Here is an 18358-nt window from a genome sequence, read left to right as displayed (position 1 = left end):
GTGGGCCTGTACGGAATGGACGTCGAATCCGGGCGCCGGCTCAGCGAGCAGCTGGGCCGGGCAGGCGACCGGTTGCTGGCGTTGAGCGCGAACCTGACTCCGGTGATCGCGGCGGCTCCGTGGAATGGCAGGGACGCCACCCGGTTCAAGGACGACTGGACCGGGCAGCGGCAACAGCTGGTCGGCGCGGGGCTGGCCCTGAAAGCCGCGTCGAGCGCGGTGCAACGCAACGTCGAGGAGCAACTGGCCGCGAGCACCCCCGGCGCCGGCGGAACCGGCGCGGCGGGCGGGCCGCGCGGTGGCGGTTCCCCGGCGGACGAATCCCTTTTGGACCGCTTGGCGGGGGCCGTCGCGGACGACGCCGTCGACCTCTGGAAGCAGGCCGGACGTGTCCTCGGCGCGGTCGACGCCGTGGCCGGAGCCTTCACGGCTGCGCCGGACACCGGCTGGAACTGGCTGCAGGGCCACGCGCCGCTGCCGATCAGGAACCTGATGGATGCCGAGGCCAACCTGCTGGACCAGGCCGGCCACTTCGGCGACATGGGCTGGCGCTGGCTGACCGCAGGGGAACCGCCGTCGCTCACCGAGATCGCCTCGAACCAGGTCCTGCTGGGCGCAGGGGCGCTCTCCCTGGCCGCCACGGTCCTGACCGGCGGCCGGTACAACCCGCGACTGCTCGACGACGGGCGTCCCGTGGCCGGCGAGCCGCTCCCGGTCGCGGTCGGCGACCCCGCCGGAACCGACCAGGAGCTGCGGTTCAACACCCCCGTCCCGTCGAGCATCAGCGCCATCCTGCAGACCACCAACGCCGCCTACGGCGACGAGGGCAAGCCCGGTACGCCGGACGCGGCAGTGCGGATCACGACCGTACACAAGCCGGGGCAGGCCGACGCTTACATTGTCAGCATCCCCGGAACGACCCGCTGGTACCCGGACGGAGCCGCCAACCCCACCGACCTGACTGGCAACCTCGAGCTGGCGGGCGGCAATCTGTCCACAGCCGCGGGGGCCGTCCGGCTGGCCATGGAAAACGCCGGCATTCCGCCCGGATCGCCCGTCATGCTCTCCGGCCATTCCCAGGGCGGCATGATCGCTGCTGCGCTCGCCTCGGACGGATCCTTTACGGACCGCTTCAACGTCACCAATGTCGTGACGTTCGGTTCCCCGGTGGATTCGGCACCGATTCCCGCCGGTATCGACGTCCTCGCCCTGCAGCATGCGGGGGACCCGGTGCCCAGGGTCGACCTCGGCGACCTCACAGTCGGGGCAGGCGGGGACGTGACGGCCGGCCGTGACAACGGCGCCCTGGTGGTCACCATGCCCAACCCCGACGTCCCTCCGGGGGTGGCGGGGATCGGCTATCACGATGGCGGCGAGTACGTGAGGTCCACTGGCGCGCTTGAGCACGAAGGCCCTATCGCCGACTACGCTCAGAGGGAGTCAACCCGGCAATTCCTCACCACTGACCCGGGCCAGGTCAGCTCGAGTGTCTCCGGCATCTCGCGCAAGCAATGACCGTGAGCCGACAGGTGCCGGACCAACGCGGAAGTAGACGATGAAAAAGCTAACTAACCCCCTGGCAGGAGCGCTGATCATGGGCCTTCTCGTAACCATGCTGGCCGCTTGCGGGCTGGGCGGTCCCTCGAAAGAACAGCAGTTGGAATCGGCGCTGCAAAAGGCCGGAATGTCGGTCGCCGGGGTGTCCTCCGCCGAAGCGGACGCCAAGGTTAATACCTCCGGAGAATTCATCACCGTAAAACTCGTCGGTGAGACCGCGGAGAAGGAAACGCTGGCCCGGACGCTGCAGGATGCCATGCCCGCGCTGCTGGAGAGCATCCGCGACGTCGACGGCGGAACATTCGGGGTCAGCATCTTCTCGCCGGACGGCGCTGTCAGCGCGGGTCCGCGGGACCTTGGCTACACCGGTTCAAGCTCGCTCTCGAGCGTCCGGGAGTTCTTCGCCAAGTAACAATCGGAATTGTGCAGGGGCGGTTTATCCTCTTGCCATCGGGAAAAGCCATTCCGGAGTGTCGCCGGTCTCACGATGTCGCCGGCGTGGACTATTATGAGGGCATTCGCCGGAACGCGCCGGTGCCTCGTGCGGGATTTGGTTCCAGCGCACGCCGAAATGCCGACTTTGTAGTCTGTGGGGGCAAATGTCTGATCACCTAATTGCGCCGTGCCAGGCAGCGATCGGTCTCAGGGATCCCAGGGCGCCCCGCGAATACCGCCCCACCCCATCATTACCTGCCCTGTCCGGTGCGGGGGTGGTCCGATGACGGTGGAAGCCCCGGCGGCAGCGGACGGCCAGCTCCCCGAGCGCAGCCCTTCGGCCGACGCCCGTCCGGAGCCGCTGGACCTCGACGGCGCGCTCGAACCGGCCGGCGTGCCGGCAGCGGAAGGCGCAACGGACCCCTTCGACATCGCCGAGGCGCCGGAGCCCTTCGGCCTGGCCGTAACGCCGTCGTCGTCTCCTGAGCCGATCATCGTCGTCCGGCAGCTTGAGGGCGGAATCATCGAAGTGGCGCTGCCGCCAAACCGCGAGATCGAGGGACCGGAAGCCCGGGTCGCCGGCGCAACTGTCCGCACCCTCGCCGACGGCAAACGCGTCCCGGTCCTGCTCACCATCTCCGGGGTAGTCGGCGTCAGCGTCGAAGCGCGCCAGGTCTACGCCGGGTCCATTGCGGCCTCGGCGTTCGCGCTGGTGGGGGAGAGCCCTGTTGACCGCGTGATTGCCCACTACCTGCTCCGCTCCAAGACTGAAACAATCCCGGCGCAATTTTTCGTCTCGCGCACAGAAGCCCTCGAGTGGTTAAGGCCTTATACGAGTGAAAAATGATGTTCCTGACCCCCGGCTGCACTCCCTCGTGGAGGGCATTGTCAGGATCGCCAGCGGCGACCTGAGCACCCGCATTCCGCATTCCGGCGCGCGGGACGACGTCGCCGCGGTCATCGCCGGCATCAACCTGATGGCCGATGACCTGCAGACCATCTACCAGGAGCTCGAAGAGCGGGTGGAAAGCCGCACGGCCATGCTGCGGCAGGCCCAGGTGGAGCTGGAACGGATGGCGCTCACCGACCCCCTGACCCAGCTGGCCAACCGCACCGCCCTGAACTCGGTGCTCAGCCACGCGCTCGCCGAAACGTCGCGGGGCGAGATGCCGCCTGCGCTCCTGATCCTCGACCTCGATTCGTTCAAGGGAATCAACGACACCCTGGGCCACAGTGCCGGCGACGACGTCCTGCGCGTCATCGCCCGGCGGCTCCAGGACGCCGTCCGGGTCACCGACACCGTGGCCCGGCTCGGCGGCGACGAATTCGCGGTCATGCTGCCCAAATCCAACCTGGTCCGTGCCCGGCGCGTAGCCAACCGCATTCTCAAGGCCCTCAGCGAGAGCCTGGAGATCGGCGATCTGCGGATCACCTGCGGCACCAGCATCGGCGTGCGCGTGGCCGAACCCGGCCAGTCCGTCGATGACTTGGTGATGGAGGCGGACACCGCCATGTACGCGGCCAAGGCGCAGCCGCACAGCGGAATCAAGATCTTCGAACCGGCGCTGCTGTATGCCCGCAGGCTCCAAAGCCTCATGGTGACCGAGATGCGCGAGGCCATCCAGCAGGACCAGCTCACGCTGCACTACCAGCCGGTGGTGGAACTCGCGACGGGCCGGATCGAGGGTGTGGAGGCGCTGGTCCGCTGGAACCACCCCGAGCGCGGGCTGCTGATGCCGGACCAGTTCATTCCGCTGGCGGAAGAGACCGGGATGATCGTGGAGCTCGGGCACTGGGTGCTGCGCGCCGCGGTCCGCCAGCTGCGGGACTGGCAGGACCGGCTGCCGCTGGACGACGCCTTCTCTGTCCGGGTCAACATTTCCACGACCGAGCTGCAGAACCTCGAACTCATCGAGCACGTCCAGGACATCCTGCGGGAAACCGGCGTCGACGCGGCCAACCTCATCATCGAGCTGACGGAATCGATGGCAGTCACCGGGGGAGATGTGGACAAGTACTCCCTCAGCGGACTGCGGCAGCTTGGCGTCCAGTTGGAGATCGACGACTTCGGTACGGGGTATTCGTCCATCAGTTACCTGCGCAAGCTCCCCGTGAACGTGGTCAAAATCGACCGGAGCCTGATCGACGGGCTGGGCACCGACGCCGAACAGGGCGGCTTCGTGGAGGCCGTGCTGCACCTGATCCACGCCTGCGGCCTTACCGCGGTGGCGGAAGGGATTGAAACGGCCGAGCAGGCCGACGAACTGGTGCGCCTGGGGTGCGCCAGCGGACAGGGCTACTACTTCGGCCGGCCGGTTCCCGCAGCGGACCTGGAAGAGCTCATCAGCCTGGGCCGCTCCGTGGCCCAGTAGGGCGGCGGGCCGTTGACGACGGCTGCGCACGCACCCCGGCTGCGTTAGGGCCTCGAGAGCCGCAAAGCGGCGGACAAAAACAATGGGCGGGAACCGGAATTCACTCCGATTCCCGCCCATTGCGGTGTGCTGACTCCGTTAGTTCTTCGGGGTGGAGTTCGGCCAGTACTCAACGGCCACGACGGAGCCCTGGCCGGAGTTGCCGCCGCTTGCGGAGACCGCGGATACGGCGGACATGCCGGCTGCGGCCAGTGCTCCAGCGACGAGGAGGGTAGCGAGGGTTTTCTTCATTGTTGACTCCTGTTACGGGTGTGACTGATGTGATTTGGACAGTGCAGGATCATCATAGGCGTTTTCGACACGCCACCGTGTAACGATTTGCCGCGGGGGCTATGAGCTCGTGATAGCCACGCAATCCGGACTAACGCGTAAGCGGATGTTTGCGCGCCGCGTACGCATTAGCGGCTTCTGGCACCGATAATTGATTCATGCACTCCGTTTCACCCCTATACGCAGCCGCCGAGCTCCGAGCGCACGAGCAACGCAGCAACCATGCCTTTGCCGAGGCGGCTGGGAGCGCAGAGCGGGCCGCGGAGATAGCACTTCGCGACGGAAACTACGGCTCTTGGTGGAGCATGACCTTCCTTCAAGCCGAGAACCTTCTAGATGCAGGACGCTTTAACGAATGCGCGGCATTGGCCAGCAGCCTCATCGTTGATCAAACGGATGCCTCGAACCTCCACGATCAGGCGAGGACACACATCCTGCTGGCTAAGGCGAGCCAGGGCGCGGGCCTCCTCGAACAGGCAGCCGCCGCGGCTCGTGATGCGGTTGAGCTAACGACCGGAGAGTCGGAGTCCGAGATCAACATCAAAGCTAGGCAGGCTCTGATCGCAGCCTTGGCCGATGGTGGAAAGCTTCCTGAGGCGTGGGAGGAGAGTAAACGTCTCGCGGGTGTCGTTTCCGACGATGTCGACGACCAGTTGGCCGGCAAAGCCTATTGGGTCATTGGCAATGTCGCTTTTCTCTTCGACAAGATCGAGGAAGGCTTGCGCTACCACGAACTTGCAGCAACTACGTTTTCCCCCACGAAGAACTTGGACGTGTGGGCGAAATTCAACAAGGCCTCGGCGGCCATGCGCCTTGCGGCGAACGTCGCAGATGGCGACACATTGCGTTGTATCGAACGAGCCGAGCTGGCGACTGACGTTATTGGCGGGAGCGAGGCCGACCTGCTCCTTCTGAAACGGAACAGGGCTCACTGGAGCTACCTGGCAGGCGACGCGGAATCGGCTATTGCGGCGTTGGAGGACATCCGAACAACAGCAAAGAGCCTCACTCCTCAGACTCTTGGGGATATCTGCCTTCTGCTGGGGAGGGCATACCTAGCAGCCGGTGAACCGGCCATGGCGCGTCAGGCACTCTCGGAAGCTGTGAGCCACTTCGAAAGCGCAGGTGCGTCCGCACGCGCTGAACAAACCAGAACCATCCTCGAAACCGAACTGGGTCGTGATTCCCTGTGGGCGCGCTTCCTGCGCGTTACAGGTCTGGGCCGCAACTAGGTCCGGACGGGCATGCCCTCCGCAACGGCCGAACGATGGGCATACAGGGTCCCTGCCCATTCGTCCCCTCCAGGGGCGAGCATGTCCGGTGGGGCGGAGCCCGAGCCGCAGCTACCGACTCAGCAGCGATCAGCCTCTCCGCCCGAACCTCTTAGGTTCCGGCGGGTCCTGCCGCGTCCGTGCGGGTCGGTGCTTTCTTCCGTCCGAGGAACACCGCCGCGGCGCCTGCCAGCAGGCTCAGGACCAACAGCACCCAGCCGGCCACGGTGAGCGCCGAGGCCAGGGCAACCTGGCCGGCGTCGAGCGTCCCCGCCGACAGCATGGCGTCAACCGACGCGTTGCCCCACAACCGGGTGACGACGAACAGCATCGGCACCGCCCACAGGACCCAGCGCAGCGACTTCCGGGCCACGTTCGTGCCGATCAGCAGCAGCCAGGTGAAGCCGAAGATCAGCGGGAACAGCGTGCCGGCGGTCTTATGCACGTAGTTGAGCTGGCCCCTGGCATCCTGGTCCATGGCCGAGCGCAACTGCTCCGCGAAGCCCCGGTCGAAGCCGCCGACCAGCGAATCGGGCATCGGCAGGCCGCCGCTGAGCTGCGTGAGCTGGTTCAGCGTCAGCAGGTGCAGGTACCAGAAGAGGAACAGGCTGGCGACGACACCCGCGATCAGGATCAGGTTGCTGTTGCTCTGCGCCTTCTCCGGGGTCCGGGTGGTGCTCGGGTTGATCACCGCGGGCAGGTGGTGCTGGGGGACGGCCGCGTTCGCGCCGTGCTTCTTGATCCGCTGGGCGGGTGTCTTGGCCATGGCTCCATTATCGCCCACTGTCCCGCCGCCGGCCGGTCCGCCCCCGGCAGCTGTGCCTGTTGGGCATGCCGGCGCGCCGGATAGGCTGAACCCGTGAGCGAATCAGGCAGCAATGAACTTGGCAGGCACCGGCTCGGCCGGCACAGCACCGCGGAACTCAACCCCCACTTGGATGACTACCAGCTCGCTGAGGCGCTGGTCCGGGAGGCCGGCAACCTGGCGCTGCTGATGCGGCAGGCCGGCCTGGAGGGCCACCGCAAGACCTCGGTGTCCGACGTCGTCACCGCCGCCGACCATGCCGCCGAAGCCTATGTGCTCGAGCAGCTGCAGCGCTGCCGGCCCGACGACGGCATCCTCGGTGAGGAGGGTGCGTCCAAGCAGGGCACGAGCGGCCGGACCTGGGTGATCGACCCGGTGGACGGCACCTACAACTTCCTCCACGGTTCCAGTTACTGGTGCTCAGCGCTCGCCCTGAAGGACTCGTCCGGGGCGCTCCTGGGCGCAATATTCCAGCCGGAAGCGGACAAGCTCTGGCTTGGCGGCACCGGCCGGGCCGCAACGCTCAACGGCGAGGTCCTGACCAGCTTCGGCCGTCCCGCAGACGGCGGCCGGGGCCGGAACGAGGCGCCGGTGGCGGAACTCGGTGCGGCGACCTACATCCACCCCACTTGGTTGGCCGACCCGATGTGCGCCATGCCGTGGCATGCGGCCGCGACGGCCGCCGCGGCCCTGCGGATGTTCGGGTCCGGCTCCTGTGACCTTGGCCGGGTAGCCGACGGCGAACTCGACTGCTGGTTCCAGCACAGTTCCCCGGAGTGGGACTGGCTGCCGGGCCAGGCGATCGTGCACGCTGCCGGCGGCACGACCGACGTCGTGCGCGTCAACGGCCTGGACTGGCACGTGGCCGGAGGAACGACGGCGGTGCGGCAGCTCCGTGCCGCGCTGGAGTCCGCCTCCATCGGCTAAGCCTCCGCGGCGTCGGCCCGCCCTCCGCTCTGACGGACATGCTCAGTGTTCAGCTCTAAGCGTGGGCATGCCGGGATATGCCCGGTCCTCGGCCGGACTGACGGGCATGTCCGTCGGGGTGGGCGGGGGACGCGGGGCGGTCCGTCGGTGCCACCGCCTAGACTTGTTAACACCATGGATATGTTGTTTGACCCCTATGCCGACGGACCTTTCCAAGTTGCCTCCCATCCTGCCGCGCCCGCAAAGGCGTCCGGCAGCCGGGGGGCCGGCAGCGGCATGCCGGACCTTGCCCCGGCGCAGGGGACGGGCGCCACCGCAGGTGTCCCGGTCGCAAACGGGGGCTGGAACAACGCGCCCGGCCGCAACGACGACGGCGGCCCGGGCCACCAGGGCGGCGAACATCACGGCAACGCCCACCACGGGGACCACCACCGCCTGCCGCAGGCCGAAGAGCTGCTCCAGGGACTGAACCCGCAGCAGGAGGAAGCCGTCAAGCACGCCGGCAGCGCGCTGCTGATTGTCGCCGGCGCCGGCTCCGGCAAGACCCGGGTGCTCAGTAACCGCATCGCTTACCTGATCGCCACCCGGCGGGCCCACCACGGCGAGATCCTGGCGATCACCTTCACCAACAAGGCCGCGGCGGAAATGCGCGAGCGGATCGAGCAACTGGTCGGCCCGCGCGCCAAGACCATGTGGATCTCCACCTTCCACTCCTCCTGCGTCCGGATCCTGCGGCGCGAGGCTGCCAACGTCGGGCTGAACTCGAACTTCTCCATCTACGACTCGGCCGATTCGCTGCGCCTGATCACACTCGTGGCCAAGAACCTGGACCTGGACCCGAAACGCTTCGCGCCCAAGGCCATCCAGCACAAGATCTCCGCGCTCAAGAACGAACTGATCGACGCCGACAGCTACGCGTCCAGCGCCAACTACAACGACCCCTTCGATCAGGCCGTCGCCGAGGTCTTCAAGGGCTACACCCAGCGGCTGCGGCAGGCCAACGCCATGGACTTCGACGACCTGATCGCCGAGACCGTCTACATGTTCCGCGCCTTCCCGGCGCTCGCGGACTCCTACCGGCGCCGCTTCCGCCACGTGCTCGTGGACGAATACCAGGACACCAACCACGCCCAGTACGCCCTCGTGCGCGAAATCGTCGGCGAGGGCGAGGGGGCGGCCGAACTGACCGTTGTCGGCGACTCGGACCAGTCCATCTACGCCTTCCGCGGCGCGGACATCCGCAACATCGTGGAGTTCGAAAAGGACTACCCGGACGCCCGCACCATCAAGCTCGAACAGAACTACCGCTCCACCCAGACCATCCTCAGCGCCGCCAACTCGGTGATCTCCCGCAACCCCAACCGGCCCGAAAAACGGCTGTGGACGGCGGAGGGCGACGGCGAGAAGATCGTCGGCTACGTGGGGGAGAACGAGCACGACGAGGCGCAGTTCATCGCCAAGGAAATCGACCGGCTGCAGGACGAGGGCAACCTCCGCCCGGGCGACGTCGCGATCTTCTACCGCACCAACGCCCAGTCCCGCTCGATCGAGGACGTCCTGGTCCGCGTCGGGCTGCCCTACAAGGTGGTCGGCGGCACCCGGTTCTACGAGCGCAAGGAAATCAAGGACGCCCTCGCCTACCTGCGGGTGCTGGTCAACCCGGACGACGACGTCAACCTGCGCCGCATCCTCAACGAGCCCAAGCGCGGCATCGGCGACCGCGCCGAAGGGGCCGTCGCCTCGCTCGCGCAGCGGGACCGGACCTCCTTCATGGCCGCCGCCCGCCGCGCCGATGAGGCGCCGGGCATGGCCACCCGTTCCGTGAACGCCGTGCTGGGGTTCGTGAAGCTCCTCGACGACCTGGCCGAGGTGGCCGCCGGCTCCGGTGCCGCCGCGGCCCTGGAAGCCGTCCTGGAGCAGACCGGCTACCTCGCCACCCTCCGCTCCAGCACCGACCCGCAGGACGAATCCCGGGTGGAGAACCTCGCCGAACTCGTCGCCGTCGTGCGCGAATACGAACGGGACAACCCCGAAGGCTCGCTCGGTGCCTTCCTGGAGCAGGTCTCCCTGGTGGCCGACGCCGACCAGATCCCGGACGCCCCCGGCGCCGACGCGGAGGACACCGCCGCCGCCGTCGCCGAGGCCAAGCGGCTCGGCGTCGTCACCCTGATGACGCTGCACACCGCCAAGGGCCTGGAGTTCCCGGTGGTGTTCCTGACCGGCATGGAGCACGGGCTCTTCCCGCACCAGCGCTCGGCCACGGACCCCAAGGAACTGGCGGAGGAACGCCGGCTCGCCTACGTGGGCCTGACCCGCGCCCGGAAACGGCTCTACCTGACCCGCTCCGAGGTCCGCAGCATGTGGGGTCAGAGCCAGTACAACCCGGCCAGCCAGTTCATCGAGGAAATCCCGGCCGAGCTGGTCGAATGGAAGCGCGAGGGAACCGTCCGCCAGGCCGGCGGGTGGGGCGGCGGATCGATCGGATCCAGCCGGTACAGCGGCTCCTTCTGGGGCGCCGGGACCGCCCGCGGCACCGGCGCGGATTCCGCCGCCGGCTTCAACGCCGACGTGCCCGCCGCCATCGCCAAGAACCGGGTCCAGCCCCAAAAGGAGATCGTCGCGGTCGGGGTGGGGGACAAGGTCAACCACACCAGCTTCGGCAACGGCACGGTGCTGGCGGTCGAGGGTGCGGGGGACAAGACGGTCGCGAAGGTGAAGTTCGACATCGGCGAGAAGCGGCTGCTGCTGCGTTATGCCCCGCTGACCAAGATCGAGGCCTGACCGGGCAGCCGGGGCCGCCGGGCATAATGGAGGCCATGCAACGGACGATCCTGGGGATACTGGCCGGCCTGGCCCTGCTGGCCACCTCGGCGTGCACCATCACGCAAAAGGACCCGGACTACGTCCCGCCGGCGCCGCTGCCGCCCTTGGAACAGCTCCGTCAGGCACCGCTGACCGACCCCGCCGCGCTGGGCTCGGGCCAGGACTACCTGAGCTTCGTCACCGCCGACCGCAACATCGTCTGCTCCCTGACCTCGGCCCGGGGCGGGCACGTCAACCTGCCCTACGAGCCGAATTCCTTCGGAGCCAGCGAAAACGGCAGGTGGGCCACCGTGCCGGTCGCGCACTGCGAGCTGGCCGCCTACCCGAAACCCGAAGCGAAGGACATCCGCGACGACTGCTCCGGGACCGGCCTCGGCTACCTCGGCGGAACGGCCCTGCTGACACCGGACAAGGCCGTCTACGGCGAGTGCCGCTCCGGCGTCACCGCCCAAGAGGCCGAATTCGGTCCCAAGGGCAGGCGCAACGGGCCGATCTCCGCGCTGCCCACCCTCGCCGACGGGAAGAACGTCGAGCGCAACGGCCTGCGCTGCTCCGCGTACGACGGCGGCGTCGCCTGCGGAAACATCTCCGCGGGGGTCGCGTTCTTCATTTCGCGGGACCGTTACGAACTGGTCCAGAGGCCGCCCAAAACCGCCTCCCCGGCGCCGTCGGACGCCCGAAAAACCCCGTAATCTAGCGGTTTTTCTACGCCCAATAGAATAGTGTCCTTACTCACATAAGCGGTACTCTGGGTCGGGCTGGTCCCCGCGAAGGACTAGAGTTCCCAAAGGAGCATTGCGCCGTGTGGCTCGTTTCCAAGCTTGTCGCAGGGTGCGTTTATTCCGCAGCCCGGTAACCGCGAGTACGCGGGGTCCGGCTGTACAGAAACTACTTCGACGTAGAAGGACACTAAACCGTGGACCTGTTTGAATATCAGGCGCGCGATATGTTCGAGGCGCACGGTGTACCCGTGCTTGCTGGCATCGTGGCGCACACCCCTGAAGAAGCAAAGGCAGCTGCCGAGAAGATCGGCGGCGTAACTGTCGTCAAGGCACAGGTTAAGGTCGGTGGCCGAGGCAAGGCCGGCGGCGTTAAGGTCGCGAAGACCGCCGATGAAGCGCTGGAGCACTCCACCAACATTCTCGGCATGGACATCAAGGGCCACACCGTTAACAAGGTGATGATCGCCCAGGGTGCGGACATCGCCGAGGAATACTACTTCTCCGTCCTGCTCGACCGCGCCAACCGCAACTACCTGGCCATGTGCTCGGTGGAAGGCGGCATGGAGATCGAGCAGCTCGCCGTCGAGCGCCCGGAGGCGCTGGCCAAGGTCGCGATCGACCCGGCCGTTGGCATCGACCAGGCCAAGGCCGACGAGATCGTCGCCGCCGCCGGTTTCGCCGAGGAACTGCGCGGCAAGGTCGCCGCCGTCATCCTCAAGCTCTGGGACGTCTTCAAGAAGGAAGACGCCACCCTCGTGGAGGTCAACCCGCTGGTCAAGACCGGCGCCGGTGACATCGTTGCCCTCGACGGCAAGGTCTCCCTCGACGAGAACGCCGACTTCCGCCACCCCAAGCACTCCGCCCTGGAGGACAAGGACGCCGCGGATCCGCTCGAGGCCAAGGCCAAGGCGCAGGACCTCAACTACGTCAAGCTCGACGGCGAAGTCGGGATCATCGGTAACGGTGCCGGCCTGGTCATGTCCACGCTCGACGTCGTCGCCTATGCCGGCGAGAACCACGGCAACGTCAAGCCCGCCAACTTCCTGGACATCGGCGGCGGAGCCTCTGCAGAGGTCATGGCCGCCGGCCTCGACGTCATCCTCGGCGACGAGCAGGTCAAGTCCGTCTTCGTCAACGTCTTCGGCGGCATCACCGCCTGTGACGCTGTCGCCAAGGGCATTGTCGGCGCTCTCGCCGAGCTCGGCCACTCCGCGAACAAGCCGTTGGTCGTCCGTCTCGACGGCAACAACGTCGAGGAAGGCCGCCGCATCCTGGCCGAGGCCAACCACCCGCTGGTTACCCTGGCCGCCACCATGGACGAGGGCGCCGACAAGGCTGCCGAGCTCGCCAACGCAGCGAAGTAAAGGGACACGACTATGTCTATTTATCTGAACAAGGACTCCAAGGTCATCGTCCAGGGCATCACCGGCGGCGAAGGCACCAAGCACACCGCCCTCATGCTCAAGGCCGGCACCAACATTGTGGGCGGCGTCAACGCCCGCAAGGCCGGCACCACGGTCCTGCACGGCGACAACGAGATCACCGTCTTCGGCACCGTCAAGGAAGCCATGGCCGAGACCGGCGCCGACGTCTCCATCGTCTTCGTGCCGCCGGCCTTCACCAAGGACGCCGTCGTCGAGGCCATCGAGGCCGGCATCGGCCTGGTCGTCGTCATCACCGAGGGCGTGCCGGTCCAGGACTCCGCCGAGTTCTGGGCGCTGGCCCAGTCCAAGGTGGACGCCAACGGCAAGCAGGTCACCCGCATCATCGGCCCGAACTGCCCCGGCATCATCACCCCGGGTGAGGCGCTCGTCGGCATCACGCCGGCGAACATCACCGGCAAGGGCCCGATCGGCCTCGTCTCCAAGTCGGGCACCCTGACCTACCAGATGATGTACGAACTGCGCGACCTGGGCTTCTCCACCGCCATCGGCATCGGCGGCGACCCGATCATCGGCACCACGCACATCGACGCCCTCGAAGCGTTCGAAGCTGATCCCGAGACCAAGGCGATCGTGATGATCGGCGAAATCGGCGGCGACGCCGAGGAGCGGGCCGCGGATTACATCAAGGCCCACGTCACCAAGCCGGTCGTCGGCTACGTGGCCGGCTTCACCGCCCCGGAAGGCAAGACCATGGGCCACGCCGGCGCCATCGTTTCCGGCTCCGCGGGCACCGCCCAGGCCAAGAAGGAAGCCCTCGAGGCTGCCGGCGTCAAGGTCGGCAAGACGCCGTCCGAGACCGCCAAGCTGCTGCGCGAAGTTTACGCCGCACTCTAGGCCTCACCCGCTGCGTCCCGCAGCACCGCGCCACCGCAACGCGGGGCCGCCTCCGGCCCATCCCCTGGGATGGCCGGAGGCGGCCCCGCGTTCGCCGCTTAACCGGACGCCGTACAGCCGGACGCCGGCGCTGCGTCTAGTAGGGTTGGAGGAGAGGCAATGCGCCCGGTTCGGGGGCGCGCAGGCAGGGGATCACCATGGCAGAGACGCGGCGGACACTGGTCGACGTCGTCGTGGACCAGGTCCTCGAATACATCCTCAGCGGGCAGATCAAGCCCGACGACGCCCTGCCGCCGGAAGCGGACATCGCCAAGGAATCCGGCGTCAGCCGGCTCACCGCCCGCGAGGCGATGAAGGCGCTCAAGGCCCAGAACGTGGTTTACGTGAAACGCGGCCTCGGCACCTTCGTGAACCCGCCCGAGCGCTGGACCGGCCTGGACGCGATCATGCGCGCCGCCTCCCGGGGCGTGGCCTCGGACCAGGTCGCGCTGCGTCTGCTCGAAGTCCGGCGGATGGTCGAAACCGGCGCCGCGGAGCTGGCAGCCTCCCGCCACACCGAGGCCGACCTGGCCGATCTGACCGAGAGCGTCCGCCTGATGGAGGCCGCGCACCACGCCGGCGACGTCGAGGCGCTCACCGTGGCCGATATCGCCTTCCATGACACCGTCCTGCGCGCCTCCGGCAACCCCTTCGTGCCCGCCCTGCTCGGCCAGCTCTCCACCCTGCTGTACGCCATGCGGCGTGAGACCTCCGCGTTCCCCGACGTGCAGCGGCACGCCATCCACCACCACAAGCAGGTCCTGACCGCGATTGCCTCCGGCGAGCCGGCGGCTGCCCGGTCGGCCATGGACGCGCATATCACCCAGACCTTCGAGGACTACGAACGCTACCTCGCGGTCGCAGCCCGCGGCGCCGCCGCCAGCTGACCCCGGGGGCCATTCTGGCCGTGCCGCAGCCCCGCCCAGCCGCCGGCGTCCGGCCGGACAGTGGTGCGCGACGCATTCCGTGAGCTGTTGACGCCACCCTGCCGTGTGATTAGAATCTCAGACAGATATCAGACATCTGACATCATCGATTGTCACAGAATGCCGCCAGCCAAAGGAGTCTTCATGCGCGCGCACGTCCCTGCCCTGGGCACCACGAACACCGGTGGAGGCCAGCGATGACCTCCCTGACCGCCACCCCGGCCCTGAGCGAACTGGGCCAGACCACGCTGCGCAAGGTGCGCCGCCGGCTCATGCCCCTGATCGTCCTGCTCTACTTCATCGCCTACCTGGACCGTAACAACGTCGGCTTCGCCAAGCTCGGCATGCAGGGCGACATCGGCCTCACCGAAGCCGCCTACGGCCTCGGCGCCGGTATTTTCTTCCTCGGCTACGCCCTGCTGGAAATCCCGAGCAACGGCGGCATGTACCGCTACGGCGCCCGCAAGTGGATCGCCCGCATCCTGATCACCTGGGGCATCTTCGCCACCGCGATGTTCCTGGTCAACGGCGAGACCACGTTCTACATCATCCGCTTCCTGCTCGGCGCGGCCGAGGCCGGCTTCTTCCCGGCCATCCTCTTCTACCTGACCCTCTGGTTCCCTGCCGCGCAGCGCGTGACCGTGCTGGGTATCTTCATCCTCGCCCAGCCGATCTCGAACGCCCTCGGCGCCCCGGTCTCCGGCATGCTGCTGGGCCTTGAGGGTGTCGCCGGCCTGCACGGCTGGCAGTGGCTCTACATCATCGAAGGCATCCCGGCGATCGTCCTGGGCATCATCACCCCGTTCGTCATGACCGACCGGCCCGAACACGCCAAGTGGCTCAAGCCCGAAGAGCGCGAGTGGCTCTCCAGCACCATGAACAAGGAACTGGCCGACAAGCAGAAGTCCGGCAACCACAACTTCCTCGCCGGCCTGAAGGACCCCCGCACCCTGGCCTACTCGGCCCTGTACTTCGGCCTGGTCTGCGGCATCTACGGCCTCGGCCTCTGGATGCCCACGATCGTCAAGGCGCTCGGCAAGTTCGACTCCGTCCAGGTCGGCTTCATCGTCTTCATCCCGTACGCCATCGCGGCGGTGTTCGTGTACTTCTGGAGCAAGCGCTCGGACCGCACCGGCAACCGGGTCTGGCACGCCAGCGCCAGCATGGTCCTGGCCGCCGTCGGCCTGCTCGGCGCCGGGTTCCTGCTGCCGGTCAACGCCGTGCTCTCGATGGTGTTCCTGACCCTCGCGGCCATGGGCATCTACTCCGCGATCGCCCCGTTCCTGGCCATGCCCTCCGCCGCCCTGACCGGCGCCGCCGCCGCCGCAGGCCTCGCGATGGTCAACTCGCTCGGCAACCTCGGCGGCTTCGTCTCCCCGTACATCGTCGGCCTCCTCAAGGACGCGACCGGCAACAGCCAGAGCGGACTGGTCTTCCTGGCCGCCTGCCTCGCGGTCACCGCCGTGGCCACCTACCTCTACGCCCGCAACCGTCCGGAAGGCGTCTCCGCCGCCGCGGCCGACTCCGTCACCGAAAGCCACTAGGAACCACCCATGACTGAAACCAGTACCTTCCCCGCCGAACGCACGGTCGTCCTGACCGGGGCCGCCTCGGCCCGCGGCATCGGCCGCGCCACGGCCGACCGGCTGGCCCGCGACGGTTGGTCCATCGCGATCCTGGACATCAACGCCGAGGACGCCAAGGCCGCCGCCGCTGAAATCGGCTCCAACCGGGCCGTCAAGGCGCTCGGCGTCGGCGCTGACGTCTCGGACGAGGCCTCCGTGGACCGGGCAATCAGCGAAATCGAGGCGTCCCTGCCGCCGATCGTCGGGCTCGCCAACCTGGCCGGCATCAGCTCCCCGACGCCGTTCATGGAAACCTCCGTCGCCGAGTGGGACAAGGTCTTCGCAATCAACATGCGCGGCACCTTCATCGTCTCGCAGCGGGTCCTCAAGGGCATGATCGAACGCCGGCTCGGCCGGATCGTCAGCGTGTCCTCGATCTCCGCCCAGCGCGGCGGCGGCACCTTCTCCAAGGTCGCCTACAGCGCGTCGAAAGCCGGCATCCTCGGCTTCACCCGGGCCCTGGCCCGGGAAGTCGGCGAGTTCGGCGTCACCGTCAATGCGGTCGCACCGGGCCCGATCGACACCGACATCATGGGCGGCACGCTGACCGAGGAGCGGAAGGCCGCCATGTCCGAGGGGATCATGATGGGCCGCGTGGGCACCCGCGACGAGGTCGCCGCCCTGATGGCCTTCCTGCTCAGCGAGGACGCCGGCTACATCACCGCCGCGACCTACGACATCAACGGCGGCCTCCAGGTCTCCTGACCGGACGCTTCCCAGGACGTGCCGTGCGGCTCCGGCCGCACGGCACCACCCGGAAGGACCACAGCATGACCCACGAAACCTCCCCGGTCGGGATGGCTGCCCCCGCCGCCGCTGCCCCCGAGCCGGTGCGCCTGCCCGATGCCCGGCAGCGGATCCGTGCCTACCGTGAGGCGACCGGCCGGCGGACGGCCGTGCTCGACGATGATCCGACCGGCTCGCAGTCCGTGCACGGCGTCTCCGTCGTCACGGTCCTTGAGGCGGACGAGTACGCCGCGGCCCTGGCCGAACCGGCGTCGACCTGCTTCATCCTGACCAACACCCGCAGCCTGGACGAGGCCGACGCCGTCGCCCTGAACCAGGAAGCGGGCCGGGCCCTGTTCGCCCTGGAAGACCGCCTCGGCGCGCCCCTGGACGTGGTCAGCCGCAGCGATTCGACCCTCCGCGGCCATGTCATGGCAGAGATCCGGGCCCTCGACGCCGTCCGGCGCGAAGTCACCGGCCACGGCTTCGACGGCGTCCTGCTGGCCCCGTCCTACTTCGAAGCCGGCCGCTTCACCGCCGGGGACGTGCACTGGGCCATGGTGGGCGGCGAACCCGTCCCGGCCGGTGACACCGAATTCGCCAAGGACGCCACCTTCGGGTACCGCTCCTCGGATCTCAAAGACTTCGTCGCGGAAAAGAGCGGCGGCACGGTCAGTCCCGACCAGGTGCTCAGCATCGGCCTGGACGACATCCGGACCGGCGGGGAGGACCGGGTCGCCGAGATCCTGCGCGCCGCAGCCGGGCTGCAGCTCATCATCGTCAACGCCACAGAGTTCGCCGACCTGGAAATCGTGGTCCTGGGCCTGCAGCAGGTCCAGCGCGAGGGCAAGGTCTTCCTGCACCGCACCGGACCGTCCTTCGTCCGCGCCCTCGCGGGCCTGGACCCCAAGCCCACCCTGCAGGCGCAGGACATCTGGCCCGGCGGACGCCCGGCCGGGCACGGGCTCGCCGTCGTCGGCTCCCACGTCGGCCAGACCGCCCGCCAGGTCGCCGCGGCGCAGGCGCGCGGCGGCGTGAGCGAGGTCGAGCTCTCCGTCGCCGACCTGATCGACCCGGCAGCCCGCGCCGGGCACATCGCGGCCACCGCCGAACGGGTCGTCGGCGCCCTCGCCGACGCCGACGTCCTGCTGTACACCTCCCGCACCCTGCTCAAGGGCGCCGACGCGGCGGCCAGCCTGGAGATCGCCCGCAGCGTCTCCGCCGCCCTGATCGAGGTGGTCCAGGCCGCGCTCGCCGCCCGGCCGGCCTGGGTGATCGCCAAGGGCGGCATCACCTCGCACGACGTCGCGGTCCGCGGCCTCGGCATCCGCCGGGCCACCGTGCTGGGCCAGCTGTTCCCCGGCATGGTCTCGGTGCTCCGCCCCGACGAGGCGGCCCCCGGCGTGCAGGGCATGCCGTATGTCGTCTTCGCCGGCAACGTTGGCGACGAAAACGCGCTCGCCGACACCATTGAACTCTTCCGCGGCACCACGTCCGCGGCCCAGGAAAGGAAGTAACCCG

16 protein-coding genes are annotated in these 18358 nt (G+C 68.0%); 14 read left to right on the top strand and 2 right to left on the bottom strand.

Annotated elements, in window-relative coordinates; genetic code table 11:
• The 4 genes from ASG71_RS10595 (at position 1) to ASG71_RS10580 (ending at position 4364) form a co-directional block, all read left to right on the top strand.
• A complete protein-coding gene (locus ASG71_RS10595; RefSeq protein ID WP_157366389.1) occupies positions 1-1515 on the top strand; it encodes a hypothetical protein in 1515 nt (504 codons plus the stop codon).
• Positions 1516-1594: 79 nt separating this feature from the next.
• The gene (locus tag ASG71_RS10590) at positions 1595-1969 is read left to right on the top strand and encodes a hypothetical protein (RefSeq protein WP_235564048.1); all 375 of its coding nucleotides are present in this window, start codon (positions 1595-1597) and stop codon (positions 1967-1969) included.
• 306 nt (positions 1970-2275) lie between these two features.
• The gene (locus tag ASG71_RS10585) at positions 2276-2839 is read left to right on the top strand and encodes an STAS/SEC14 domain-containing protein (protein ID WP_056739006.1); all 564 of its coding nucleotides are present in this window, start codon (positions 2276-2278) and stop codon (positions 2837-2839) included.
• Positions 2829-4364: a putative bifunctional diguanylate cyclase/phosphodiesterase gene (locus ASG71_RS10580; protein ID WP_056739004.1), complete on the top strand. Its 1536-nt coding sequence runs from the start codon at positions 2829-2831 to the stop codon at positions 4362-4364. Before ASG71_RS10585 ends, ASG71_RS10580 begins: the two co-directional genes overlap by 11 nt.
• A gap of 138 nt (positions 4365-4502) precedes the next feature.
• Here the strand turns inward: ASG71_RS10580 and ASG71_RS16695 are convergent, their stop codons facing one another.
• Entirely contained in the window at positions 4503-4655 is a 153-nt protein-coding gene (locus ASG71_RS16695; protein WP_157366387.1) for a hypothetical protein, read from the bottom strand.
• 344 nt (positions 4656-4999) lie between these two features.
• Between ASG71_RS16695 and ASG71_RS10575 the strand changes: the two genes are divergently transcribed.
• Positions 5000-5926, top strand: a complete 927-nt coding sequence (locus tag ASG71_RS10575; protein WP_056739002.1) for a hypothetical protein — start codon at positions 5000-5002, stop codon at positions 5924-5926.
• Positions 5927-6077: 151 nt separating this feature from the next.
• On the opposite strand, the gene ASG71_RS10570 is transcribed toward ASG71_RS10575, so the two are convergent.
• Complete coding sequence (locus ASG71_RS10570) at positions 6078-6731, bottom strand: hypothetical protein (RefSeq protein WP_056739000.1); 654 nt, start codon at positions 6729-6731, stop codon at positions 6078-6080.
• A gap of 93 nt (positions 6732-6824) precedes the next feature.
• Here ASG71_RS10570 and ASG71_RS10565 point away from each other — a divergent pair, with 93 nt between their 5' ends.
• From ASG71_RS10565 to ASG71_RS10525, 9 genes are all read left to right on the top strand, one after another.
• Positions 6825-7697: an inositol monophosphatase family protein gene (locus tag ASG71_RS10565; RefSeq protein ID WP_056738998.1), complete on the top strand. Its 873-nt coding sequence runs from the start codon at positions 6825-6827 to the stop codon at positions 7695-7697.
• Between the two features lie 180 nt (positions 7698-7877).
• Positions 7878-10478: a DNA helicase PcrA gene (pcrA, locus tag ASG71_RS10560; protein ID WP_414826673.1), complete on the top strand. Its 2601-nt coding sequence runs from the start codon at positions 7878-7880 to the stop codon at positions 10476-10478.
• A gap of 26 nt (positions 10479-10504) precedes the next feature.
• Positions 10505-11212, top strand: coding sequence for a hypothetical protein (locus tag ASG71_RS10555; RefSeq protein WP_056738993.1), 708 nt, complete (start codon positions 10505-10507; stop codon positions 11210-11212).
• Between the two features lie 224 nt (positions 11213-11436).
• The gene (gene sucC, locus ASG71_RS10550) at positions 11437-12606 is read left to right on the top strand and encodes an ADP-forming succinate--CoA ligase subunit beta (protein ID WP_056738991.1); all 1170 of its coding nucleotides are present in this window, start codon (positions 11437-11439) and stop codon (positions 12604-12606) included.
• Between the two features lie 12 nt (positions 12607-12618).
• Positions 12619-13521 carry a succinate--CoA ligase subunit alpha gene (gene sucD, locus ASG71_RS10545; protein WP_056738989.1) on the top strand — a complete coding sequence of 301 codons (903 nt, stop codon included), beginning with the start codon at positions 12619-12621 and terminating at the stop codon, positions 13519-13521.
• A gap of 197 nt (positions 13522-13718) precedes the next feature.
• Positions 13719-14447 (top strand): FadR/GntR family transcriptional regulator, encoded by a 729-nt coding sequence (locus tag ASG71_RS10540; protein ID WP_056738987.1) that lies wholly within the window; start codon positions 13719-13721, stop codon positions 14445-14447.
• Between the two features lie 236 nt (positions 14448-14683).
• Positions 14684-16030, top strand: a complete 1347-nt coding sequence (locus ASG71_RS10535) for an MFS transporter (RefSeq protein ID WP_056738985.1) — start codon at positions 14684-14686, stop codon at positions 16028-16030.
• A 9-nt stretch (positions 16031-16039) separates the two neighbouring features.
• Positions 16040-16816 (top strand): SDR family NAD(P)-dependent oxidoreductase, encoded by a 777-nt coding sequence (locus ASG71_RS10530; RefSeq protein WP_056738982.1) that lies wholly within the window; start codon positions 16040-16042, stop codon positions 16814-16816.
• 65 nt (positions 16817-16881) lie between these two features.
• Complete coding sequence (locus ASG71_RS10525; RefSeq protein WP_235564046.1) at positions 16882-18354, top strand: four-carbon acid sugar kinase family protein; 1473 nt, start codon at positions 16882-16884, stop codon at positions 18352-18354.
• Positions 18355-18358 lie beyond the last annotated feature (4 nt).

The organism is Arthrobacter sp. Soil763 (assembly GCF_001428365.1).
Classification (GTDB): domain Bacteria; phylum Actinomycetota; class Actinomycetes; order Actinomycetales; family Micrococcaceae; genus Arthrobacter.
The sequence above is the reverse complement of the archived record's forward strand: the minus strand, read 5'-3'. Positions and strand labels throughout refer to the sequence as shown.